The organism is Arthrobacter sp. R-11 (genome assembly GCF_049913155.1).
GTDB lineage: Bacteria > Actinomycetota > Actinomycetes > Actinomycetales > Micrococcaceae > Arthrobacter.
Genome location: NZ_CP183979.1, coordinates 4,135,335 through 4,157,076 on the forward strand (window position 1 = coordinate 4,135,335; position 21,742 = coordinate 4,157,076).

22 protein-coding genes are annotated in these 21,742 nt (G+C 66.1%); 6 read left to right on the plus strand and 16 right to left on the minus strand.

Features of this window, described 5'->3' with window-relative positions:
• The first annotated feature begins 115 nt into the window (after nt 1-115).
• On the plus strand, nt 116-628 hold the full coding sequence (locus ACN9M4_RS18835; RefSeq protein ID WP_426300605.1) for a hypothetical protein: 513 nt from the start codon (nt 116-118) through the stop codon (nt 626-628).
• Nucleotides 629-676: 48 nt separating this feature from the next.
• Here the strand turns inward: ACN9M4_RS18835 and ACN9M4_RS18840 are convergent, their stop codons facing one another.
• On the minus strand, nt 677-1,132 hold the full coding sequence (locus ACN9M4_RS18840) for an Lrp/AsnC family transcriptional regulator (RefSeq protein ID WP_426300607.1): 456 nt from the start codon (nt 1,130-1,132) through the stop codon (nt 677-679).
• A gap of 116 nt (nt 1,133-1,248) precedes the next feature.
• Here ACN9M4_RS18840 and ACN9M4_RS18845 point away from each other — a divergent pair, with 116 nt between their 5' ends.
• Entirely contained in the window at nt 1,249-1,893 is a 645-nt protein-coding gene (locus tag ACN9M4_RS18845) for a LysE family translocator (RefSeq protein ID WP_426300609.1), read from the plus strand.
• A gap of 29 nt (nt 1,894-1,922) precedes the next feature.
• Here the strand turns inward: ACN9M4_RS18845 and ACN9M4_RS18850 are convergent, their stop codons facing one another.
• The 3 genes from ACN9M4_RS18850 to ACN9M4_RS18860 all read right to left on the minus strand — a co-directional run bounded on the left by ACN9M4_RS18850 (nt 1,923) and on the right by ACN9M4_RS18860 (nt 3,899).
• A complete protein-coding gene (locus ACN9M4_RS18850; RefSeq protein ID WP_426300611.1) occupies nt 1,923-2,405 on the minus strand; it encodes an SRPBCC family protein in 483 nt (160 codons plus the stop codon).
• Nucleotides 2,402-2,740, minus strand: coding sequence for an ArsR/SmtB family transcription factor (locus ACN9M4_RS18855; RefSeq protein WP_426300613.1), 339 nt, complete (start codon nt 2,738-2,740; stop codon nt 2,402-2,404). The genes ACN9M4_RS18850 and ACN9M4_RS18855 overlap by 4 nt, the downstream gene beginning before the upstream one ends.
• A gap of 160 nt (nt 2,741-2,900) precedes the next feature.
• Nucleotides 2,901-3,899 carry a hypothetical protein gene (locus ACN9M4_RS18860; protein ID WP_426300615.1) on the minus strand — a complete coding sequence of 333 codons (999 nt, stop codon included), beginning with the start codon at nt 3,897-3,899 and terminating at the stop codon, nt 2,901-2,903.
• A 220-nt stretch (nt 3,900-4,119) separates the two neighbouring features.
• On the opposite strand from ACN9M4_RS18860, the gene ACN9M4_RS18865 reads away from it, so the two are divergent.
• Nucleotides 4,120-4,593 carry a DUF4383 domain-containing protein gene (locus ACN9M4_RS18865; RefSeq protein ID WP_426300617.1) on the plus strand — a complete coding sequence of 158 codons (474 nt, stop codon included), beginning with the start codon at nt 4,120-4,122 and terminating at the stop codon, nt 4,591-4,593.
• Nucleotides 4,594-4,738: 145 nt separating this feature from the next.
• Here ACN9M4_RS18865 and ACN9M4_RS18870 read toward each other — a convergent pair whose 3' ends face one another.
• From ACN9M4_RS18870 to ACN9M4_RS18885, 4 genes are all read right to left on the minus strand, one after another.
• A complete protein-coding gene (locus ACN9M4_RS18870; RefSeq protein ID WP_426300619.1) occupies nt 4,739-5,095 on the minus strand; it encodes a VOC family protein in 357 nt (118 codons plus the stop codon).
• Between the two features lie 88 nt (nt 5,096-5,183).
• Entirely contained in the window at nt 5,184-5,684 is a 501-nt protein-coding gene (locus tag ACN9M4_RS18875; protein WP_426300621.1) for a DUF456 domain-containing protein, read from the minus strand.
• A gap of 116 nt (nt 5,685-5,800) precedes the next feature.
• Complete coding sequence (locus ACN9M4_RS18880) at nt 5,801-6,991, minus strand: NAD(P)-dependent malic enzyme (protein WP_426300623.1); 1,191 nt, start codon at nt 6,989-6,991, stop codon at nt 5,801-5,803.
• Nucleotides 6,992-7,269: 278 nt separating this feature from the next.
• Complete coding sequence (locus ACN9M4_RS18885; protein WP_426300625.1) at nt 7,270-7,938, minus strand: TetR/AcrR family transcriptional regulator; 669 nt, start codon at nt 7,936-7,938, stop codon at nt 7,270-7,272.
• A 261-nt stretch (nt 7,939-8,199) separates the two neighbouring features.
• Here ACN9M4_RS18885 and ACN9M4_RS18890 point away from each other — a divergent pair, with 261 nt between their 5' ends.
• Nucleotides 8,200-10,335 carry an FG-GAP repeat domain-containing protein gene (locus tag ACN9M4_RS18890; RefSeq protein ID WP_426300627.1) on the plus strand — a complete coding sequence of 712 codons (2,136 nt, stop codon included), beginning with the start codon at nt 8,200-8,202 and terminating at the stop codon, nt 10,333-10,335.
• Nucleotides 10,336-10,355: 20 nt separating this feature from the next.
• On the opposite strand, the gene ACN9M4_RS18895 is transcribed toward ACN9M4_RS18890, so the two are convergent.
• Nucleotides 10,356-11,684: an MFS transporter gene (locus ACN9M4_RS18895; protein WP_426300629.1), complete on the minus strand. Its 1,329-nt coding sequence runs from the start codon at nt 11,682-11,684 to the stop codon at nt 10,356-10,358.
• An 86-nt stretch (nt 11,685-11,770) separates the two neighbouring features.
• On the opposite strand from ACN9M4_RS18895, the gene rraA reads away from it, so the two are divergent.
• Nucleotides 11,771-12,244 (plus strand): ribonuclease E activity regulator RraA, encoded by a 474-nt coding sequence (gene rraA / locus ACN9M4_RS18900; protein WP_426300631.1) that lies wholly within the window; start codon nt 11,771-11,773, stop codon nt 12,242-12,244.
• Nucleotides 12,245-12,344: 100 nt separating this feature from the next.
• Nucleotides 12,345-13,997 carry an MDR family MFS transporter gene (locus tag ACN9M4_RS18905; RefSeq protein ID WP_426300633.1) on the plus strand — a complete coding sequence of 551 codons (1,653 nt, stop codon included), beginning with the start codon at nt 12,345-12,347 and terminating at the stop codon, nt 13,995-13,997.
• Nucleotides 13,998-14,075: 78 nt separating this feature from the next.
• On the opposite strand, the gene ACN9M4_RS18910 is transcribed toward ACN9M4_RS18905, so the two are convergent.
• From ACN9M4_RS18910 to ACN9M4_RS18940, 7 genes are all read right to left on the minus strand, one after another.
• Nucleotides 14,076-15,524 carry an aromatic amino acid lyase gene (locus ACN9M4_RS18910; protein WP_426300635.1) on the minus strand — a complete coding sequence of 483 codons (1,449 nt, stop codon included), beginning with the start codon at nt 15,522-15,524 and terminating at the stop codon, nt 14,076-14,078.
• A gap of 88 nt (nt 15,525-15,612) precedes the next feature.
• Nucleotides 15,613-17,355, minus strand: coding sequence for a urocanate hydratase (locus ACN9M4_RS18915; protein WP_426300637.1), 1,743 nt, complete (start codon nt 17,353-17,355; stop codon nt 15,613-15,615).
• Nucleotides 17,356-17,387: 32 nt separating this feature from the next.
• Nucleotides 17,388-18,299 carry an ABC transporter substrate-binding protein gene (locus tag ACN9M4_RS18920; protein ID WP_426300639.1) on the minus strand — a complete coding sequence of 304 codons (912 nt, stop codon included), beginning with the start codon at nt 18,297-18,299 and terminating at the stop codon, nt 17,388-17,390.
• Between the two features lie 101 nt (nt 18,300-18,400).
• Entirely contained in the window at nt 18,401-19,153 is a 753-nt protein-coding gene (locus tag ACN9M4_RS18925) for an ABC transporter permease (RefSeq protein ID WP_426300641.1), read from the minus strand.
• Nucleotides 19,114-19,764, minus strand: coding sequence for an ABC transporter permease (locus ACN9M4_RS18930; RefSeq protein ID WP_426300643.1), 651 nt, complete (start codon nt 19,762-19,764; stop codon nt 19,114-19,116). Before ACN9M4_RS18930 ends, ACN9M4_RS18925 begins: the two co-directional genes overlap by 40 nt.
• Nucleotides 19,761-20,870: an ATP-binding cassette domain-containing protein gene (locus tag ACN9M4_RS18935; RefSeq protein ID WP_426300645.1), complete on the minus strand. Its 1,110-nt coding sequence runs from the start codon at nt 20,868-20,870 to the stop codon at nt 19,761-19,763. Before ACN9M4_RS18935 ends, ACN9M4_RS18930 begins: the two co-directional genes overlap by 4 nt.
• Complete coding sequence (locus tag ACN9M4_RS18940; RefSeq protein WP_426300647.1) at nt 20,867-21,613, minus strand: IclR family transcriptional regulator; 747 nt, start codon at nt 21,611-21,613, stop codon at nt 20,867-20,869. Before ACN9M4_RS18940 ends, ACN9M4_RS18935 begins: the two co-directional genes overlap by 4 nt.
• Between the last annotated feature and the right edge of the window lie 129 nt (nt 21,614-21,742).

Below are 21,742 nucleotides of genomic sequence, written 5' to 3' on the forward strand. Positions count from 1 at the left end.
AGCACGCACCTCCGCCGTGGCGCTGGCCGCCGCTGCGTGCCTCGCGCTCACCGCCTGCCAACCCCCCGGATCCGCCACACCCGCCCAGACGCCGCACACTTCGCAAGGGAGCACCGTGAACACCTCCGATTTCTCCACGCTGGACACCGCCGGCGTCGACAAGATCCGCACCGAACTCCGCGCCAGGCTGGACCTGAGCAGCGGCAAGCTGATGAAGTCCGCCGTCGGTGTCTCGGACACCAGCTACGGGCCCGAAATCAACACGCAGGACGCAGGCAAGATCAAGCTCACGATCGTGGCGCCCGCCGGCGAGATCGGCGGCGAAACGGACCGGATCCGTTTCAACACCACCAACATCCAGCCCGACTTCAGCGAGATCACCTACTTCCTCACCGCGGACTCCCCGGAGGAGTTCTTCGCGCTGATCCGCGACGGCGTCGAGAAGTACGGGATCGACGGCGCCTCCGCCGAGGGCTGGATCAGCTCGGCGAGCGCCGATCCGCAGATGAAGAGCGACTTTTCCATCACCAGCGGCACCAGCACGGGCCTGGACGTCAACTACGACCTGCGCTACGACGGCAGCAAGGACGTCCAGGTCATCATCGTCCACGTCAGGCCTACCGAGTAGCTGGCGCTATGGAGTAGCCGGCCATGTGGAGTAGCCGGACCCGCCCGGCTAAACCGGCGGCCCGGCGTTGCTCTTCAGGTTCTTCATCACCAGGGTCGAGGTGAGGCGTTCGACGGCGGGAAGCACCGTGAGCTGTTCGTCGTAGAAGCGCTGGTACGCCGGGAGGTCCGCGGCGATCACGCGGAGCAGGTAATCCGGCGAGCCGAACAGCCGCTGGGCTTCGACGATGTTGGGCAGGGCCGCCACGCGTTCCTCGAAATCGGACATAATGCTGCGCTCCACCTTGGCCAAAGTGACGAACACGATCGCCTCGAAGCCTAGGCCGATCGCAGCCGGATCGATGTCCGCCCGGTAGCCACGGATGACGCCGGAGGTCTCCAGTTCCCGCAGCCTGCGGTGGCACGGCGCCACCGTCAAACCCACCTTGGATGCCAGCGCCGTGGCAGTCATCCGGCCGTCCTCTTTGAGGTGGCGCAAAATAGTTCTGTCGATTCCGTCAATCACGCAAATATCTTACCAATCTGGCGCCCTGGTGGGATAAAAACGCGAACACTTATGGGCCGTTTTTCCCTAGGGTTTTCCTTGCCGGATCCAAGCGGCGGAACAACCCAGGAGCCACCATGAACCCCCAGCTCTTCCTTGCCTTCACGATCGTTGCGGTCACCCTGGCCTGCACCCCCGGCGTGGACTGGGCATACTCGATTTCGGCCGGGCTGCGGCAGCGCAGTTTCATCCCCGCGGTGGCCGGACTATGCAGCGGCTACGTGGTGCACACGGCATTGATGGCGCTCGGCCTGGCGGCACTGCTGGCCGGCATCCCCGGACTCCTCGGCTGGCTGACAGTGGCCGGCGCGGCCTACCTGCTGTGGCTGGGCATCAGCACCCTCCGCTCCTGGCGCGGCGCGCGCTTCAGCGCGGATGACGCCGTCGGGCAGTCCCGGAACCAGCTCCGCAGCTTCCTGCTGGGCATGGGCACCAGCGGCATCAACCCGAAGGGCCTGCTGTTCTTCCTGGCACTGGTGCCGCAGTTCGTCAGCCCGGACGCGCCGCTGCCGGTTCCCGTGCAGTCCGGGCTGCTGGGCCTGACCTTCGTGATACTGGCGGGCCTCGTCTACACGGGCGTGGCGCTGGCGTCCCGCAGGCTGCTGCATTCGCGGCCCGCGGCGGCCCGGGTGGTGACGCTGGCGAGCGGCATCGTGATGGTGGGGCTCGGCGTCGTGCTGCTGGCCGAGCAGCTCATCCCGCTCGTGACCCGGACCGCCTGAGCCGCCCCCGGCTTTCCATGCCGAGCGGGCTACACCCGCTGGCTGGCCAGGAGCCCGTCGAGCCGTTCGTAGCCTTCGATCACGCCGTAGTTCATGCCGCTGGCCACAGCCATGTCGCGGGCTTCGACCGTGGGGTAGACGTCGTGGATGGAGATCCGGCTGCGGCCGCCGCCCAGGTCCTCGAACCTCGTGGTGCCGATGCCCACCTCGCCGGGGGCCCCGGAGAATTCGAAGGTCATGATGAGCAGCTTGGCTGGCTCCACCGCGTGGAAGACACCGCTGAAGCTGAACTCGTAGCCCTCGCTGCTGGCGCCGTCGAAGCTCCAGCGGCCGCCCACCCTGGTGTCGTAGCGGATGTTCTCCACCTTGTCCTCCCGCGGGCCCAGCCACTGGACCATCAGCTCGGGCTCGACGTGGGCACGGTAGACGGCGTCAACCGGGGCGTCGAATTCCCGGACCGTATCAACGAACGGAACGCCGGGCTCGGCAGTGATGTTGGTTGGATTGCTCATTGTTCTCCACTCCTTGGAGTCTGCGCGGACCTTGGAATCCGCTCGGAGGCCTGGCTTTCCAGCAGGGCGTCCAGCCTCCGGTAACGCCCTTCCGCTTGGAGCCGGTACTGGTCGATCCACGCCGTGAGCCGCTCCAGGGCCGCCGCGTCCAAATGGACCGGGCGCCGCTGGGCGTCGCGTGAACGAGTGACCAGGCCGGCCTGCTCCAGGACCTGGATGTGCTTGGACACGGCCTGTTTGGTGATCGCGAACGGTTCGGCGAGTTCGTTGACCGTGGCGTCGCCCCGCGACAGCCTGGCCACGATGTTCCGCCGGACCGGATCCGCGAGCGCCATGAAGGCCCTATCTAGTAGAGCCGTGTCGAGCGGGTCCTGGTGTGGCACTTCCTACCTCTTACTCAACCAACTAGTTGATCAACCAACTAGTTGACTAAAGAATAGACCCGCCCCGTCCGGTGCACAAGGGTCCGTTCCCAAGATGTCGGTACCAGGGCCGTCAATCCCCGCCGAGGTCCTTCCAGTCCTGCTCCCAGAGCCGGCGCATCTCGGCGTCCTTGCGGATCATGCCGCCCTCCAGCGCGCCGCTCCTGCTGGTACCGCCGTGGGGCAGGGCGCCCCCGTTCCGCCTCGAGCCGGGTAGCAGAGCCCGCCGGCCGGCGTCGAACGCCAACAGCGCGCGGTCGGTGAGGGCGTCGTTGCGCAGGGAGAGGCTGGTCTTCCGCCGCCGCAGCACTTCGGACAGCGCAGACTGCGCGGCGCCGGATTCGCCCAGCGCGCGGAGGGACCCTGCCCGGAGGAGCAGCAGGGCGGCGGAAAGGTCGTCCGCGTTTTCCAGGCCTTCGGTCCAGCCGACGACGTCGCGGTGCCGGCCGAGTGCCGACGCCGCCATGCAGCGGGCCAAGGCAGCCGGGAGAGACGGCGGCAGGCTGGCCAGTGCGTCCAGGGCGGCGTCCATCCGGCCGGCTTCCCGCATGCAGTGCGAAAGGGCCAGGAACACCGACTCCTCGCTGAAGAGCACCTGCACTTCGACCCGCTCGGCAACCTCGACCGTGCTGACCACCCGGCCAAGGTACGCGGCGGAGAACTGGCTGGCGGCGTCGTCGATCCTGGTTGAGATGCCCAGCCGCAGGAGCTCTGCCGCACGCAGGTAGCTGCCGTGCTTGTAGGCGAGAAGGCCGGCCAGGACCTGGCAGAGGCCGGCCCATCCGGGGTTGGCCCTGGCCAGGAGTAGGAGGCGTTCGGGCTCGGTGCCGGTGAAGACCGCGGCATGCATGGCCTTCGCGGTGCGGCTGGAGAAGCGCTTGAGCGGAGGCACCTCCCCTGCCACGGACAGCCGGTCGGCGCTCCGCCTGTGCAGCACTCCCGAAACGGCACCGCCGACGCTGTCGGCAAGGCCGCGGGCCGGGGTACGGACGCGGGCGCGGCGGAACGGGGTGAGGTCCCGGGTGTCGCGGTACACGCCGTGGTCCGGGGGAACGGGGTACCCGGCAGTCATCTGTCCATGCTATCTGCGGTGCGGACTCCCGTCCTGCCCCTGCCGGCCTCGGCATGGCCCACGCCCGGGTCCGCTGCCGCAGGGCCGCCGGCCGGGGCTTACCCTCTATTTCCCGGGTTATCGGGAGTAAACTATGGACGTCGGCAGGGTTCCGACAGCTCCTTGCCGCGAAACGGCCGGCCACTTGGCCGGCCGGTACAAAATGTGGTTGGGAGGAGTTATGACCACCGCTTCACACCCGGCACAACACCACCATGTGATGGGACTCTCGCTGCACAACACGGCGCTGGGTTTGGGCTGGGTATTCCTGGTCGTTGGTGTCCTTGGATTCATCCCGGGCATCACGAGCAACTACGGCGCCATGACCTTTGCTGGGCATGAGTCGGGCGCCATGCTTCTTGGAATCTTCCAAGTGTCAATTCTGCACAACATCGTCCATATGCTGTTCGGTGCGGTCGGCCTGTACATGGCCAGGACCTCCAGGATGGCACGCGGGTTCCTGGTCGGCGGCGGCATCGTCTACCTGGTCCTGTGGATCTACGGTCTCGTGATCGGTGCGGACTCAATGGCCAACTTTGTGCCGCTCAACACCGCCGACAACTGGCTGCACCTGGTGCTCGGTGTCGTAATGGTTGCTGTGGGCCTGTGGCTCGGCCGTGATGCCAGAGAGGAGATGAAGGGCCGCGCCATGTAGCGCCCCTTCCACTTCGGAAATAACCACTAGATCGAAAACGACGACGGCGGCCGTTCCCTTCACGGGGCGGCCGCCGCTTTGCTGCCCGGCGCCGCTGCTCTGCGCCGCTGCTCTGCGCCGGGCCGCCGTCGTGCGCGGGGCCTGCCTAGGAGGAAACCAGACAGAACGGATGGCCGGCGGGATCGAGGTAGACCCTGAAAGTCTCCGTCCCGTAGCCCTGTTTCCGCGCGCCGAGGGCGAGGGCCTTCTCCTCCGCCTCGTCCAGGTTGCCGACCAGTACGTCCACGTGCATCTGCTGGGGGTGCTCGGCGGACGGCCATTGCGGCGGAGTCAGCTTGTCGACCCGTTGGAAGGCAACCGCCGGACGGTCGGCGGCGTCGCCGATGGTGATCCAATCGGCGTCGCCCTCCACCCGCTGCATTCCGAGCAGTTCCTGATAGAAGAGGGCCATCGGCTCGATGTCTTCACAGTCGATTACCAGTGCATGGAATTTTCCAATCATGCGCCCGACTATGCCCCACCGGATGCAGCGGCAGCCATGGGTATGCGGACAGCTGCAGTCCGCATACCCGAAGTGCATTCAGGCGCTGTCAGTTGAGCGCGGCCACCCAGACGCCGATCGCCCAGGTGCTGGCCGCGAGGCAGGCCAGGCCGAATTCGGCCAGAATGCCCAGTCCGGTGGCCTTCAGTGCGGCGAGGCTCGAGCTCACCGCGGTCTTGAACTCGCGGGTGCGCAACAGCTCGCTCAGCAGGAGCCCGACGCCGAAGCCCACGAAAAGGCCCACCACCGGGATCACGAACATCCCCGCAATGGCTAGGACGATCCCGATAAGCACGGAGCGGTTGGGGATGCCGTGCTGCTTGAGTTTCCGTCCCGTGAGGATAGCGCTGGAGGCCATGCCCACGGCCACGAGCGTCAGCCCGATGCCGAACACCACCCAGCCCGTAGCCCCGGCGCCACCCCAGAGCGCCCAGGCGAGCAGGCTCGCAGCAACCAGGATACTTCCGGGCAGCACCGGGATGATTGTTCCGGCCACGCCGACGGCGATGGCCAGGCCGCACAGAATCGTCACGATGGTTTCAGCGGTCATACCTCGAGCCTACGCGGAGCGCCGGGCGCTCTTCCGCCGCGGTGCTTCGGAAGCAAAACGACGGCGGCGCTCCCCAGCACGGGAGCGCCGCCGTCGTTGGCTTTTTGCCGCAGGAACTATTCCGCGGCGGCGGCCACGGCCGCGGTGACAGCCAGGGCCACACGGGCATCCAGCGGGCTCGGCACGATGTAGTCGGCGGAGAGTTCTTCCTCAGCGAGTTCGGCGATGGCGCGGGCCGCGGCCAACTTCATGGCGGGCGTGATGCGGCGGGCGCCGGCATCCAAAGCTCCGCGGAAGATGCCCGGGAACGCCAGGACGTTGTTGATCTGGTTCGGGAAGTCGCTGCGGCCCGTGGCCACGACGGCGGCATACTTGGACGCGACCTCGGGCAGGACCTCCGGGTCCGGGTTGGACAGTGCGAAAACGATGGAGTCTTCGGCCATGAGCTTGAGGTGCTCTTCGTCCAGCTTGGAGGAGGAGACCCCGACGAACACGTCGGCACCCTGCAGGGCCTCGCCCGGTCCGCCGCTGACGCCGCGCGGGTTGGTCCGCTGCGCCATCTGGGCCTTCTTGCTGACGGGATCCGCGGCGATGTCGGCGCGGACGGTGTTGATGGCGCCCTTCGAGTCGAGCAGGATGACGTCCTCGACGCCGGCGGTCAGCAGGATTTCAGCGACGGCGATGCCGGCGGCACCGGCTCCGGAAACAACCACCTTCAGGTCCCTGAGTTCGCGCTTGGTCACCTTGGCGGCGTTTGTCAGGGCGGCAAGGACCACGACGGCGGTGCCGTGCTGGTCGTCGTGCATCACCGGGCAGTCGAGTGCCTCGATGAGGCGCTCTTCGAGCTCGAAGCAGCGCGGGGCCGAGATGTCTTCGAGGTTCACGGCACCGAAGCTGGGGCGGAGACGAACGAGGGTTTCGATGATCTCGTCAACGTCCGTGGTGTTGAGGACCAGCGGGATGGAGTCGAGGTCGCCGAAGGACTTGAACAGGGCGGACTTGCCCTCCATGACGGGCAGGGAAGCGCTGGGGCCGATGTTGCCGAGGCCCAGGACGGCGGTGCCGTCGCTGACGACCACCACGAGGCGCTCGGCCCAGGTGTGGGTGCGGGCAAGTTCCGGCTTGGCATGGATTGCCCGGCTGACCTGGGCGACACCCGGGGTGTAGGCGATGGAAAGATCGCGCTTGTCGTTCAGCGGAACGGTGCTGGACACGGAGAGTTTGCCGCCCTCGTGCGCAGTGAAAATCTCTTCTTCGCTCAGGACGAGCGCCGCTTCTTTGCCGGCGTCGATGGTTTCGATAGACACGTCGTTGTCTCCTCAGGCTAGCCGTGGACCCGCTGGGCGGTCCGGCACAAATATGGGCGTTCGAGGAGCGTTGGTTCGGGCCAAGGGTGGCTGGACCGGGCTGCACATCTCCTGCAGGTTGGGCCGCTGGCCGCGTCGGTTCTGCAATGGTAGGCAAGCCGCGGGGGTGCTGATGACCGCTGCCAGGGCAGCGCGCCCTGATAAAACGTTTACCCGGCAGAGGTTGTGACTCACATCACGCCAAATGACGGCTTTTTAGCCTCGGTGGTCTAGACCGGTTACAGGGATTTCGGGGTTTCGGCGAGCAGGGAGCAGGCGTTCTTGAGGTCTTTTTCCGCGTCGAACAGCGAGAGCCGGCGGCAGCGGACCAACTGGACCAGACCACTGACCGTATGCAGCAGGATCCGGGCCCGGCCGGCGTCGTTGTTCACTGACACGACCAAAGCCTCGGCCAGCGCGTCGACCTCGCGCAGCAGTTCCGGGATGTCGCCGTCCCAGCTGTCCGAACTGCGGGTCAGGCAGTGCTCGACGGCGGGCTGCATCACCCGCAGGTGGAAGATCTCCATGAGGAGGCCGGTCAATGCGTTCCGCAGGCCGAGTGGGGGCTGGCTGTCGCGTGCCAACTGGTCGCGGCGCTTTTCGCGTCCGAGCCGCGCCGCCTTCGCTTGCCCGCTGCCAAGTTCGCGCAGCTGCTGCCGATAGACGGCAAGCATCAGGTGTGCGGGCGACGGGAAGTAGCGGTAGAGGGTGCCCAGCGGGACATGTGCCTGCAGGGCGACGTCGGAGAGGCTGACGGTATCGAATTGCCGCTGCGTGAATCCAGCGGCGGCCTTCAGGATCCGGGCATAGCGGAGCTGCTGCCTTGGGGTGGTGGGGGCGGCGGCCATCCGCGGCAACCCCGCTGCAAGGTCCAGCGAATACGGTTCCAGGTAGTTTTCTTCGGGCATATCCGGTGATCTGTGTGGCGGCGCCGTGCGGCATCCTACGTGACTAGTAGATGTTACGGCAGCAAGGTGGGAGTTGTCTGGGAGCGGTTTGGGAGACCTCCTGCGGAACCGGCGCCGGGACGGATGTTGGCAGGGGCAGGACCCGGCAGTATCCTCAGGTGATCGGGCCGCGTCCGGCCCATGCTTATTGGGGGAATTATGGCGTTCGGCGCTGCTCTTTTTCGTCGGCTTTTTCGTTGTTTGGGCATCTGCGTTTCTGCGGTGCTCGCGGCTGTGATCCTGGTGCCGGCGGGCCCCGCCGCGGCGGTGGAGGCCAGGCCCCAACTGCTTTCCATTGGGCGGACCTCGCCCGCGGTGATCACTCCGGGAAACAACGCGACCTTCGCGTTCAAGACTTCGGCGCCGGTGACGAGCGTGGAAATCACATTGGCCGACATGACCGGGGCCCGGTATGCCCGCTGGACCGGCGGTACGCCGGCGACAGAAGGCACAGTCAGCATGGCAATCGATGCCGAGAGTTGGCCCAGCGGCGACGTCAAGGCGTACTCCGTGGAGATCAGGGGAGACGGCGGAAGTGCCAACTATTTCCGGGGTTTTGCCCACCCGTCAACTGAAGAATTCAATCGCCTGGGATTTGCAGTCAACAACCCTCTCGTCGCTTTTGAAGAACCGGCCGTAATCTCGTTGGCTCCGGCGGCGGAAACAGTCATCCCCGGGCAGACCGCCGCGGTGAATTTCACACTGTCACAGGCGGCCAGTGATATCCGGTTCACCTACCTGGATCAATCCTTGGTGAAGGGCCTGGAGCTTAGCTGGAGTGGTTCCGTGCCCAAAGGACCATTCAGTGGCACAGCCAGCGCCTTGGCTACGGTTTCCGAAACCAACGGAAAGTACACCCTGCAAAGCATCCGCATCAGGTACTTGGGCACCCGCGCAACGGTCATTTACTTTCGCGACAAGCCGGTCGAACGGACCGCCACGCCAGCGCCGTCACCGGTTCCCCCGCTCGACTTCAGCCGGGGCACTTTCTCGGTCAACAACCCGGCGATACCGCTGCAGTCGCAGGCCAACATTGCACCACCATCCATTTCCGGTCGGGTCGTCTTTCCGACCTCAGATCTTTCGGCCAATGCCGGAACCTGGCAGGTTGAGCCCAGCGGGTACCGATACCAATGGTTCCGCAACGGTGTTCCTATTTTCGGCGCAATCGAACAGGCCTATTCGTCGCAGTACTATCTCGATGCCGGGAGCAGGATTTCCGTTCAGGTCACTGCCCTCAGCCCTGGCAGGCTCGCCGCGAGGGCGACGTCGGCTCCGGTGGGACCAATGCCACGGGACATCACTGTCTTCAATGAAGAGATCACCGGCGACGCATCCGTCGGCGGCATCATCTCCGCCAAGGTCGGCCAGGTCAGCTCCTATCCAGAGGGTGGGGTGCCGTCCTTCAAGTACGTCTGGAAGAGGGACGGCACACCGATCCGGGGAGCTACGCAGCGTAGCTACGTCATCGCGGCGGCTGACAAGGGCCGGAAGGTGACGGTGGACATCCTTGTCATGGTCGGCGGGTGGACGAAGGTTGTTCCAGTCGCGCTGAAGCCACGGATCGCCAATAGAGAAAAGACCAAAGGCCTCAACGGGGACAACACCATGGATGTCTTTGCCCGTGACAAGGCGGGAACGCTCTACCTCTATCCCACGAATGGCCGTGGCTCGTGGCTGCCACGGCAACGCATCGGCGGGGGCTGGAACATCTACAACGCGCTCGTGTCAGCCGGCGATTTCAACGGCGACGGCAAGAACGACGTCATTGCCCGGGATCGGCAGGGCCGCCTGTTCCTCTACCCGGGCAACGGGAAGGGTGGGATTCCCACCAAAGTCCAGATCGGCACAGGGTGGAACATCCACCGCAACATCATTGCCCCGGGGGACTTCGACGGCGACGGCTTCAACGACATCATTGCGAGGGACACCTCCAACACCGTTTGGCTCTACCCCGGCAACGGACGGGGCGGCTGGTTGAAACGCAAAGTCATCAGCAGGGGTTGGTGGGACTTCGACCTCATCGTGGCCCCGGGGAAGTTCAGGGGAGGCAACGAGAACAATGTCATGGTCAGGGACCGCTGGGGAAATCTCATGCTCCTGACAAGCACCGGCACGGGACACTTCGGGGCCGGAACGCCGAATTTCTACACTGCCACCTTTGTGGGCTGGGAAGTCTTTTCCCGGATCTGTGCCTCCGGAGACTTCAACGGCGACGGCAAGGTGGACGTGTACGGCATTAACCGCACCGGAGACATGTGGATGTACTTCGGCAGCGGTGACCCCACCAATGTGGCCGACTTTAAGGGCCGCGCCTTCGTCGGCGGCGGCTGGAACCAGTTCACCGCAGTCTTCTGACCGCGGCTCCTACAAAAGAGCTACGCCACGCTCTTGATCTTCACCACGAACACAGCACCCAGCAGTCCGATCACCGCGGCCGCCACGTAGAGAGACACGTAGCCGCCCAGGTAGGTGACGAACGGGAAGGCGATCAGCGGTGCGATCACCTGCGGCAGGGAGTTGGCCACGTTGATCACGCCGAGGTCCCGGCCGCGGTCCAGCGCAGTGGGCAGGACTTGGGTGATGAGCGCGAAGTCCACGGCCAGGTATGCGCCGAAACCGACGCCGAGCACCACCGCACCGGTGATGGCGCCGGCCCAAGTGGGGGCGAAACCAAGGATGAGGCTCGCCACGGCGATCACCACGGAGGACACGATCACGAGAGGCTTCCGCTTGCCCATGCGGTCGCTCAGGGCGCCGCCCACCACGCTGGTGATGATCACCATCACCGCGTACAGGCCGGTGAGGATCAGCACGCCGAACTCCGGCGCGATGCCCTGCGTCTGTTCCAGGTGCACGGCGTCCTTGAGGAAGAACAGCAGGTACAGGGTGACCATGTGGTTGCCGATATTGACCAGCAGCCGGGTCAGCCACGCCCACGCGAAGTCCGGGTACTTCACCGGCGACACCCAGAAGCCCTTCGCAAACGCCGCCAGGCTGAAGGGCGGGCGGGCGGCGGGAGCCAGCGGGGCGTCGTCGCTCTTGAACAGATAAAGCACGACGCCGGCGAGCAGCGCCGCTGCGCACACCAGGTATCCGGCGGCAAAGTTCCCCGCGACCACCGAGGCGATCACCGCGCCGAGCAGGATGCCCACCGTCTGGCCCATCGCGGCGAGGCCGCCCACCGTGCCGCGCTGCGGCACCGGAACGCGGTCCGGAATGGCCGCGGTGACGGCGGCGTAAGCTCCGTTGCACCCGGCCTGGACCAGGCACCAGAGGATCGTCATGACCGCCACGTTCGGCGCACCCGCCAGGCCCACCAGCGCCACGGCGCCCAGAACGGCACCGACCAGGACCCAGGGCACGCGGCGGCCGAAACGGGAGGCCGTGCGGTCGCTGAAGGCACCGAACAGCGGGTTCGCCACAAGGGAAACCGCGGCGCCGCAACCGGTGACGAGGGCGAGGATCGCTTCCTTCTGGCCCTCGTCGAAATGGATGGCCTGCTGGCCGAGCAGCACCTGGATCGGTCCGAAGAAGGCGGCGTTGATGCCCAGGTTGACCAGCACGACTCCGGTGATCCACAGCGCCCGGACGCGGTCCACCGGCTCGGCGAGCGCCGTCGTCGTGCCACCTGCCGAAGTGGCAGGATCCGGCACCGGGCGCTCGGGCAGGGAACCGGGTAATCCGGTCAGATCGCTCGGACTCATGGCGGTTCCCCCTGGCTTGTAACGGTGTTGATTCAGCCTATCCCTGCCGCCTCTCCCGGGACGGGCAACGGGGTTAGTGTTGCTGCATGAACGAAATCCTGAGCACCGCCGATCTCTACGACGAGCGCGGTGATGAACTCGCCTCCATCCCGCTGCAGTTCCAGGACCTGGGCGGCCGCAGCAGTTTCAGCGGCCCCGTCCGCACGGTGAAATGCTTCGAGGACAACGCACTGGTGAAGACCGTGCTCGGCACCCCCGGCGACGGCGCCGTGCTGGTGGTGGACGGCAACGGTTCGCTGCGCACGGCACTCATGGGGGACATGATCGCCGAAAGCGCCCTGGCGAACGGCTGGGCCGGCGTCGTCATCAACGGCGCCATCCGGGACCGGCTGGCCCTGGCGAAGCTGCCTTTCGGCATCAAGGCCCTGGGCAGCAACCCGAAGAAGAGCACCAAAACGGGCCGCGGCGAAGTGGACGTCCCCGTGGTGATCGACGGAGTGCATATCGAGCCCGGGAACATGATCTACTGCGACCCCGACGGGATCCTCGTGGAGCCTTAACCGGAACTCCCGGCTAGGCGGGGAATACAACGTCATTTAGGATAGTTACTGAAAGCAACTATCCGTTGCGCTCCCCCGCCCGCCTTTTCCTGGAGGACCGATGTCCAAATCCACCCCTGTCCGGGCCCCCGGCGAAGTCCTGACCCACCGCCAGACCTTGACCGTCATGGTGGGCCTCATGCTCGGCATGTTCCTGTCCTCGCTGGACCAGACCATCGTGTCGACGTCGATCTACACCATCGCGAACGACCTCGACGGCCTCTCCCTGCAGGCCTGGGCCACCACGGCCTACCTCATCACCTCGACGGTGAGCACCCCGCTGTACGGCAAGCTCAGCGACATCTTCGGCCGCCGCCCGCTGTACCTGGCCGCGATCCTCATCTTCCTGGCGGGCTCGCTCTACGCCGGATCCGTGCATTCCATGGCCGAACTGGCCGTGGCCCGCGGCATCCAGGGCATGGGCGCCGGCGGCCTGCTGGCGCTGGCCCTGACCATCATCGGCGACATCGTGGCGCTCAAGGACCGTGCCAAGTACCAGGGCTACTTCATGTCCGTCTTCGGTGTTTCCTCCGTGCTGGGCCCGGTGATCGGCGGCGCCTTTGCCGGTACGTCCAACATCCTGGGCTTCGACGGCTGGCGCTGGGTGTTCTTCATCAACCTGCCCATCGGCCTGGCCGCCCTGGCCGTGGTCTTCCTGTACCTGCACCTGCCGCCGCGGCACGTGAAGCAAAAGATCGACTACTGGGGCGCAGCGGCCATCACGCTGGCGATCGTGCCGCTGCTGCTCGTCGCCGAACAGGGCCGCAGCTGGGGCTGGAACTCCCCCGCTTCCTGGCTTTGCTACGGCCTGGGAGTGGTGGGCATCGTCCTCTTCCTGCTCGCCGAGCGGCGCGCCGGCGACTATGCGCTGATCCCGCTGCGCCTGTTCCGCAACGCCACTTTCGGCCTGTCCTCGCTGCTGAACTTCATCATCGGCATCGGCATGTTCGGCGCCATCGCGATGCTGCCGATGTACCTGCAGCTGGTAAAGGGCCTCACCCCCACCGAGGCCGGGCTCATGATGATCACCTTCACGGTGGGCATCCTCGGCGGTTCCATCACCGCCGGGCGCACCATCTCGTCGTCGGGCACGTACCGGATCTTCCCGATCCTCGGCACGGCGACGCTGACGGCGGCCGCCGTCGTCATGGGATTGTCGCTGGGCGTGGACACGGGCCTCTGGGTTCCCGGCCTGATCGCGGTGTTCTTCGGCATGGGGCTGGGCTTCTGCATGCAGCCGCTCACCCTGGCCATGCAGGTTTCGGTGCCGGCGAAGGACATGGGCGTGGGAACCTCGACGGCGGCGTTCTTCCGTTCCATGGGCGGCGCGGTGGGCACGGCCGTGTTCATCTCGATGCTGTTCAGCCAGGCCGCGGACCGCATCGCCGACGGCATGAAGACCGCCGCAGGCAGCGCCAACTATCTTAAGGTGCTCAAGGACCCGGCAGTGGCCGCGGATCCAGCCAACGCCAAGCTGTACGACTTCTTCAAGAACGGGGCGTCCAACGACTCCCTCAACGACACCAGCTGGCTGCATTCGGCCAACCCGGTGCTGACCCGGCCGATCACCGAAGGCTTTGCCCAGGCGATCGACGTCGTGATGCTCACTGCCGCCGGGCTGACGCTGCTGGCGTTCCTGGTCAGCTTCGCGCTGCCCAACAAGAAGCTGACGGACCCGAAGGCCGCGGCCAAGGAAGCTGCGCCGGCGCACTAGCAGCGCCGGCGTCGGGCCGGGATCAGTACCGGGACCTCAGTGCTGGAGGCTCAGTGCTGGAGCCTCAATGCTGGGACCTCAGTACCGGGCTGTGACCAGCCGGTGGGCTTGCTCAAGGTCCCAGCGCAGGTCCCGGTCCCGGACGTCGGAGGGCAGCGCGAATGCTGCGCGCATGACGGTTTGGAGCCGCGGGCTGGCAAACTCTTCGGGCTGCCGGCCCTGCAGCCGCAGGGCGCGGGTGGCACAGACGAGTTCGACGGCGGCGACGGTCGCCAGGGCGTCCGCCGTTGACTGCAGCTGTGCGGCAGCCACACTCGCAAAGCTTGCGTCTTCCTCGGCACCCAGGGACAACACCACGGTTTGCAGGCTCACGGGCTGGGCATTGCTCCGGATCCGGCCCACTGCGCCGGCGGCGACATATTCCAGCATCATGACGCCGGACTGGCCGCTTCCGTCCTCTGCGAGGAAGGGATGCTGGCCGGTGTAGTTGGGCTCGCAGAGAAGGTCGATCCTGCGCAGGTGCGTGGCGCAGGCCGCGCCGATGGCCAGCTGCAGGGCATCCACACGGCGGGCGAGGTTGGTCATCTGGAAGAGGCCGTGGTGGGAGACGTCGTTGGTCCCTTCCGAGGGCGAGCCGTGGACCAGCGGGTTCTCGTTTCCGGCCGTGACAAGGCGTCGCAGCAAGGCTCCCAACGCCGCCAACTCTTCAGATTGGGATCCGAAGATCTGCGGCAGGGTCCGAAGGCAGTACGGATCCTGGATGCGGGCCGGTTCACCGCTGCCTTGGACGAGCCCATGGAACATGCGGGCCGCGTCCGCAACCGCGGGAGTGTCCGCGGCAGCAGCTACCGCCGGGCTGAAGGCTTCCGGGTTGCCGGACATCGCAGCGAAGGACAGGGCTGCCACGGACGCGGCGTTGCCAAGGAGGGTGGTCAGTTCCTGATGCGCGAGGACCGCCTGGGCGATGGTCAGGGCGCTGGAACTGATGAACGGGAGGGCGTCGGCGGTCGCCCAGCCATCCAGGAGGACGGGTGCTTTTCCTCCCCCGAGGGGCTCCCGTTCGCCGAGCATCGTCAGCGCCGTGCCGGCGAGGGCAGGAAGGTCTGCGGTGCCGATCCCGCCGAACTCGCGGACCTCGGGGACGGCACCGGAGTTGAGGAGCGCAACGAGGGCCTCGGCGATGGCAGGGTTGATCCCCGACCCGCCGGCCGCCAGCTGGGACAGCCTGACGACCAGCATGGCGCGGACGGTCCTGCGGTCCAGCGGCCTGCCGGCATCCACGGCATGGCTGCGCAGCAGCTTGAGTCCGTGGGTATCCCCACCCCCGGCTTCCGTCAGCGAAACGGTCCGGTTGGCGCCCACACCGGTGGAACGTCCGTAGACCGGGCGGCGCAGCGCCGTGGCCACCGCTGACTCCCGGGATTCGGTCATCCGCACCAGCGCTTCCGGAGCCAGGCTGACTTGTTCGCCTTCGGCCACCGAAACGATGTCCGCCAAGTCCAACTGCCGGCCGTCGATCGCGATCATGGAAGGGTCCCTTTCGGTGCGGGAAACCCCGGCGGCCGGTAAGTCCGGCCACCGGGGCTCACTTGTGTAGAGGCTACTGCTTGCGGGCTTACTTGCTGGTGTTCGCTGCAGCTTCGTTCATGGGGATGCGGACGCCGCGTTCGGCGGCGACCTCGACGGCGCGCTCGTAGCCGGCGTCGACGTGGCGGATGACGCCCATGCCGGGGTCATTGGTCAGCAGCCGCTCGAGCTTCTCGGCCGCGAGCTCGGTGCCGTCGGCCACGGAGACCTGGCCGGTATGGATCGAGCGGCCGATGCCCACGCCGCCGCCGTGGTGGATGGACACCCAGGTCGCACCCGAGGACGCGGCGGTCAGGGCGTTCAGCAAAGGCCAGTCCGCGATCGCGTCCGAGCCGTCCTTCATGGCCTCGGTCTCCCGGTACGGGGAGGCCACGGAACCGGAGTCCAGGTGGTCACGGCCGATCACGATCGGGGCCTTGACCTTGCCCTCGGCAACGAGCTTGTTGAACAGCAGCCCGGCCTTGTGGCGTTCGCCGTAGCCCAGCCAGCAGATACGTGCCGGCAGGCCCTCGAACTCGACCCGTTCCTGGGCGGCGTCGATCCACTTGTGCAGGTGCTTGTTCTCCGGGAACAGCTCCTTGATCGCTTCGTCGGTGACGCGGATGTCCTCCGGGTCCCCGGACAGGGCCACCCAGCGGAACGGGCCCAGGCCCTCGCAGAACAGCGGCCGGATGTAGGCCGGAACGAAGCCGGGGAACTCGAACGCACGCCCGTAACCGCCCTTGCGCGCCTCATCCCGGATGGAGTTGCCGTAATCGAACACCTCGGCCCCGGCGTCCTGGAACTCCACCATGGCCTGCACGTGCCGGGCCATGGACGCCTGGGCCTTCTTCGTGAACCCTTCCGGATCCGCGGCGGCCTCGCTGTGCCATTCCTCCACGGTGATGCCCTCGGGCAGGTACGACAGCGGATCATGCGCACTGGTCTGGTCGGTCACGACGTCAATGGTCAGCTCCCCTGCCTGGTGGCGGCGCAGCAGCTCGGGGAAGACCTCCGCAGCGTTGCCGACGTAGCCCACGGACCAGCCGCGCCGCTCAGCCTTGGCCTTGCTCACCTTGGCGATCGCGGCATCCAGGTCGGTCTCGACCTCGTCCAGGTAACGCTTGCCGACACGGCGGCGCAGCCGGGACTCATCCACGTCCACGATCAGGCAGGCCCCGTCGTTCAGGGTCACGGCCAGCGGCTGGGCCCCGCCCATGCCCCCGCACCCGCCGGTCAGGGTCAGGGTCCCGGCCAGCGGTCCTTCGGTGGAGCCTTCCGCGGCCGGTGCCGGGTGGCGGCCTTCGGCGGCGAGCTTGTTCCCGACCGCGGCGAAGGTTTCGTAAGTGCCCTGCAGGATGCCCTGGGTGCCGATATAGATCCAGGAACCGGCCGTCATCTGCCCGTACATCATCAGGCCCTCGGCCTCCAGGCGCCGGAACTCCGGCCACGTCGCCCAATCGCCCACCAGGTTGGAGTTGGCGATCAGCACCCGCGGAGCCCACTTGTTGGTACGGAACACACCCACCGGCTTGCCCGACTGGACCAGCAAGGTCTCGTCCTCTTCCATGTCCTTCAAGGTCTCCGAGATCGCATCGAACGCCTTCCAGGACCGGGCGGCACGGCCCGTGCCACCGTAAACCACGAGATCCTCGGGGTGCTCGGCAACCTCCGGGTCCAGGTTGTTCATCAGCATGCGCAACGGCGCTTCGGTCTGCCAGCTCTTCGCGGACAGCTCAGTACCGCGGGGCGCCTTGACCGGGCGCGTCCCGGTGGTGAAATCGGCAGTCATTTCTTTTCTTCCTCTACAGCAAGCGAGTGGGATCAGCCCAGGTTCTTGGACTTGAGCCATTCCTTGGCGATTTCACCGATGTCTTCGAACTTGGCCACCCGGCCGTTCATCGTGATGAGGTCTTCGGTGGTCAGCGCTGCGGACACCTTGTTCAGGGTTTCCTTGACGGTGTCCGTGGACTTCTTTGCGTTGATGACCGGCACGATGTTCTCGGACAGGAAAAGGTTCTTGTTGTCTTCGAGGGCAACCAGGTTGTTGTCCTTCAGCGCCGGGTCGGTGCTGAACAGGTCGGCAACCTGGACCTGGCCGGAAAGCAGGGCATTCAGCGTCAGCGGCCCACCGGCGTCGAGCGCTGAAAATTCCTTGAACTCAAGTCCGTAGACGGACTTCAGCCCCGCGACGCCGTTCAGGCGGGTCTTCCACTCCGGCGGGCCGCCCAGAACGAGTTCCTTGGCCACGGGCTTGATGTCTTCGATGGTCTTCAGCTTGTACTTGTCGGCAGTTTCCTTCTTGACCGCCAGGACGTCCTTGTCCTCCGCGTCGGATGCGGTAAGGAGGGTCAGTCCCGAGGGGATCTTCGTGGCGAGGTCCTTGGTGACCTCCTCCGAAGTGACCGCCTTGGTGGCGGAGTCGAGGTACTGCAGGAGCGCGCCACCGTACTCGGGCATGAGGTCGATGGAACCGTCCTTGAGGGCGGGAATGGTGACTTCGCGGCTGCCGATGCTCGGCTTCTCCGTGACCTGGATGCCCTTGGCCTTCAGTGCCTCGGCGTAGATCTTGGCGATCAACTGGCTTTCCGGGAAGTCAGCCGAGCCGACGATGATGCTGTCGCCCGAACCTCCTGCCGGCGTGCTTGACGAGCTCATGGGGTCCCCGCCGCCGCAGGCGCTCAGGGTGATGGCGGCGACTGCCGCGAGGGTGAAGCCTGTCAGGTACTTCTTCATGTCAACTCTCCTGGAACGGCACTGCGAGGGCATGCAGCGGCCAAGTGGGGGGTGGGTGGGAGGTGAAACTTGCGCGCCGGAAGGACGGCGCCGGGTGTTGTTCAGACCGTGACGGGGGTCTTCACGGCTTCGGCGGCGGAGGCCGATTTGATGGTGCGCCGCGTCAGTCCTGGTGAAACGACACGGCGGGTGATGAAAGCGAGGAGCTGGTCGAAGAACAGTGCCAGCAAGGCGACCAGCACGGCGCCGGCAACCATTTGGCTGTAGTCGTTCTGGGCCTTGCCGTCGATCAGCAGACGGCCCAGGCCGCCGAGCGAAATGTACGCGGCGATGGTCGCCGTCGAGATGATCTGCAGCAGCGCGCTGCGGACACCGGACAGGACGAGCGGAAGCGAGCACGGGAGCTGGACGTCGGTGAGGATCTTCATGGTGCGGAACCCCATGCCCCTGGCGGCGTCGACGGCGGCGGCGTCCACTGCGCGGACCCCGGCGTAGGTGTTGGTCAGGATGGGCGGCACAGCTAGCAGCACCAGGACGATGAGGCTCGGAAGGATGTAGCCCATCTTCGACGGGAAGGCCGGCGAGATCAGCAGGACCAGGAGGATCAGGAGGCCGACGCTGGGCAGGGCGCGGAGCGCATTGGCCAGGCCGGCGATCAGGAACACGCCTTTGCCCGTGACGCCGATGTAGATGCCAAGCGGTACCGCGATGACTGCCGCGATGGCCAGGGCGATCAGGGAGTACAGCAGGTGCTCCCCGATCAGGGTCGGGATGCTGTCGGCGCCAGTCCAGTGCCGGGGGTCGAACAGGTAGTTCACGATGCCACCACCTTGGGGGTCCACGGTGTCAGCCACCGGTTGAGAAGGATGATCAGCCCGTCCAGGATCATGGCCAGGATGACGCAGAGCAGGATGCCGGCGATGATCGGCGTGAAGAACCGCAGCTGGAAGCCCTGGGTGAAGAGCGAACCGAGTTGGGGAATACCAAGCAACGCGGCCACGGATACCAGGCTGACGTTGGACACGGCGGCAACGCGGAGCCCTGCGCTGATGACGGGAACGCCCACGGGCAGCTCCACTTTCAGGAGGCTCTGGTAGCTGCGGTAGCCCATGGCCTTGGCGGCCTGGACGGTGTCCTCGGGCACGGACTCGAGGGCATCAGCCACCACGCGCACCAGCAGCGCGACGGTGTAGATGGTCAGGGCCGCGACGATGTTCAGCGGGTCAAGGATCTTGGTGCCAAGGACCAGCGGCAGCAGGACGAACAGGGCGAGGGACGGGACCGTGTAGAGAAGGCCCGCGATGCCCACCAGCAAGGGGTAGATCCGGCGGCTCCGGTGCGCCCACCAGCCAAGGGGAAGCGCAATCAGCAGCCCGAGGACCAGCGGGATGACGGCCAGCAGGACGTGCCAGCCGAGCAGGAAGACGATGTTGTCGAACTGGCGGCCGAGCCATTCAATGTTCATCGCGCCGTCTCCAGGTGGGGTTCGGCTTCGATGGCCTTGACGACGTCGGTCGCGGTGACGGTGCCGATCAGCCTTCCCTCCTCGTTGACCACCACACCGCGGCGGCTGGGCGAGGAGAGGGCGGCGTCGAGCAGCTGGCGCATGGTTCCGGACGCCGCTGCGGCGATGCCACTGAGGTTCAGGTGCTCGCGCTTCAGCTCACCGCCGGCGATCTGCTCCGGCTGGGCCCAGCCGAGGGGCTTGCGGCCGCCGTCGACCACCAGCACCCAGGCACCCGTGGCCTTGGCTCGGGCTTCCTCCGCGGAGGCGCCGAGCTGGACCACGGCTTCTTCTCCGATGGCCACGGCGCCGGCTGTCTTCGTGAAACCGAGGGAACGGTAGCCGCGGTCCCGGCCCACGAAGTCCGCCACGAACTCATCAGCGGGCGAGGTAAGCAGTTCCGACGGGGAGGCCATCTGGGCCAGCTTGCCGCCGACCCGCATCACCGCAACCTGGTCGCCGAGCTTGAGGGCTTCGTCGATGTCGTGCGTGACCATGATGATGGTCTTGCCGATCTCGCGCTGCAGGCGAAGGAACTCGTCCTGCAGTTGTCCGCGGACCACGGGGTCTACGGCGCTGAAGGGCTCATCCATCAGCATGAATGCCGGGTCCGACGCCAGCGCACGGGCAACACCGACGCGCTGCTGCTGGCCGCCGGAAAGCTGCCATGGGTAGCGCTTGGCGAAGCTGGCCGGCAGGCCGACGCGCTCAATCAGCTCGAGGGCCTTGCTGCGGGCCTTCTGCCGGCTCTCGCCCAGCAGTACGGGCATGGTGGCCACGTTGTCCACGATCGTGCGGTGCGGGAAAAGGCCGGCGTGCTGGATGACGTATCCGATCCTGCGCCGGAGCAACGCTGCATCCATGCCGGAGGTGGGCTGGTCATCGAGATAGATGGTCCCGCTGGTGGGCTCGATGAGGCGGTTGATCATCCTCAAGGAGGTGGTCTTTCCGCAGCCGGAGGGACCGACCAGGATGGTCAGCTTGCCAGTAGGTGCCTCGAGGTTCAGGCCGTCGACGGCGACCGTCCCGTCCGGGTACGCCTTGGTGACATTTTCAAACTTGATCATTTCTTTTCCATGCTTTCGTGGGGCGCTTCATGGTTTTCTGCGGGTTCTTCGAGAATGTGGCCTGCCACCTTCACCAGCTCCTCGCCAAAGGCCTGGGCCTTCGCTTCGTCCAGTCGGTAGCTGGGTACGACGATGCTGAGGGCCGCAACGGTCCGGCCACCGATAACGATCGGGGCGGCAACCGCCGTGACGTCGTCTTCCACACCGCTGCGCACGATGGCGTAGCCACGGCCGTTCTGCCCGCCGGTCAGGATCTTGCCGGCGGCGGAGCCTTCCAGCGGAATGCTCCTGCCGACCCAACTGGCGTGCCGCACGGAGCGGGTACCTTCGACGATGGCGATGTAGATGCCGGTCTCCCCAGGACCGGGAATGCTCAGGTAGCAGGACTCGCCGGTTTCGGCCACAAGCAGCTTCATGTGCGGCGTGCAGATTGATACGAGGGATTCCTGCCCCAACGCCAGGGCGCCCAGCTGGATGATGCTGGCCCCGGGACGGAAGTTGCCTCCCGGGTCCCGGGTCACGAAGCCGCTGCCTTCCAAGGTGCGGAGGAGGCGGAGCGCGGTGCTGGCCGACAAATCAACGACGCGTGCGGCGTCACTCAGGCTGATGGACCCATCCGTGCAGACCGCGCTGAGGAGGGCCAGCGCCCTTTCGACTGTCCGGGTGGAGGAATCTGCTGCCAACTGCCTGACCTGCTTTCGAGTGGTCTGGATCACCATGTCTTGCCATTCAGTAAAAACCACTTTTCACAGCATGGCAAGAGCTTTCGCTTTATTTCGTGAGATTCCGGGATCTGAGACGTCGCACGACACCGCGCGGTATCGGCAGTGTTTCAGGGCTGTTAATTGCGGCGGTTTTCCCCTTAGGCCCTT

Excerpts from the sequence above, each read along its gene's own strand:
- ACN9M4_RS18845 (WP_426300609.1), top strand. The coding sequence starts at position 1,249 with ATGAACCCCCAGCTCTTCCTTGCCTTCACGATCGTTGCGGTCACCCTG.
- ACN9M4_RS18850 (WP_426300611.1), bottom strand. The coding sequence starts at position 2,405 with ATGAGCAATCCAACCAACATCACTGCCGAGCCCGGCGTTCCGTTCGTT.
- ACN9M4_RS18855 (WP_426300613.1), bottom strand. The coding sequence starts at position 2,740 with ATGGCGCTCGCGGATCCGGTCCGGCGGAACATCGTGGCCAGGCTGTCG.
- ACN9M4_RS18860 (WP_426300615.1), bottom strand. The coding sequence starts at position 3,899 with ATGACTGCCGGGTACCCCGTTCCCCCGGACCACGGCGTGTACCGCGAC.
- ACN9M4_RS18865 (WP_426300617.1), top strand. The coding sequence starts at position 4,120 with ATGACCACCGCTTCACACCCGGCACAACACCACCATGTGATGGGACTC.
- ACN9M4_RS18870 (WP_426300619.1), bottom strand. The coding sequence starts at position 5,095 with ATGATTGGAAAATTCCATGCACTGGTAATCGACTGTGAAGACATCGAG.
- ACN9M4_RS18875 (WP_426300621.1), bottom strand. The coding sequence starts at position 5,684 with ATGACCGCTGAAACCATCGTGACGATTCTGTGCGGCCTGGCCATCGCC.
- ACN9M4_RS18885 (WP_426300625.1), bottom strand. The coding sequence starts at position 7,938 with ATGCCCGAAGAAAACTACCTGGAACCGTATTCGCTGGACCTTGCAGCG.
- ACN9M4_RS18895 (WP_426300629.1), bottom strand. The coding sequence starts at position 11,684 with ATGAGTCCGAGCGATCTGACCGGATTACCCGGTTCCCTGCCCGAGCGC.
- rraA (WP_426300631.1), top strand. The coding sequence starts at position 11,771 with ATGAACGAAATCCTGAGCACCGCCGATCTCTACGACGAGCGCGGTGAT.
- ACN9M4_RS18905 (WP_426300633.1), top strand. The coding sequence starts at position 12,345 with ATGTCCAAATCCACCCCTGTCCGGGCCCCCGGCGAAGTCCTGACCCAC.
- ACN9M4_RS18910 (WP_426300635.1), bottom strand. The coding sequence starts at position 15,524 with ATGATCGCGATCGACGGCCGGCAGTTGGACTTGGCGGACATCGTTTCG.
- ACN9M4_RS18915 (WP_426300637.1), bottom strand. The coding sequence starts at position 17,355 with ATGACTGCCGATTTCACCACCGGGACGCGCCCGGTCAAGGCGCCCCGC.
- ACN9M4_RS18920 (WP_426300639.1), bottom strand. The coding sequence starts at position 18,299 with ATGAAGAAGTACCTGACAGGCTTCACCCTCGCGGCAGTCGCCGCCATC.
- ACN9M4_RS18930 (WP_426300643.1), bottom strand. The coding sequence starts at position 19,764 with ATGAACATTGAATGGCTCGGCCGCCAGTTCGACAACATCGTCTTCCTG.
- ACN9M4_RS18935 (WP_426300645.1), bottom strand. The coding sequence starts at position 20,870 with ATGATCAAGTTTGAAAATGTCACCAAGGCGTACCCGGACGGGACGGTC.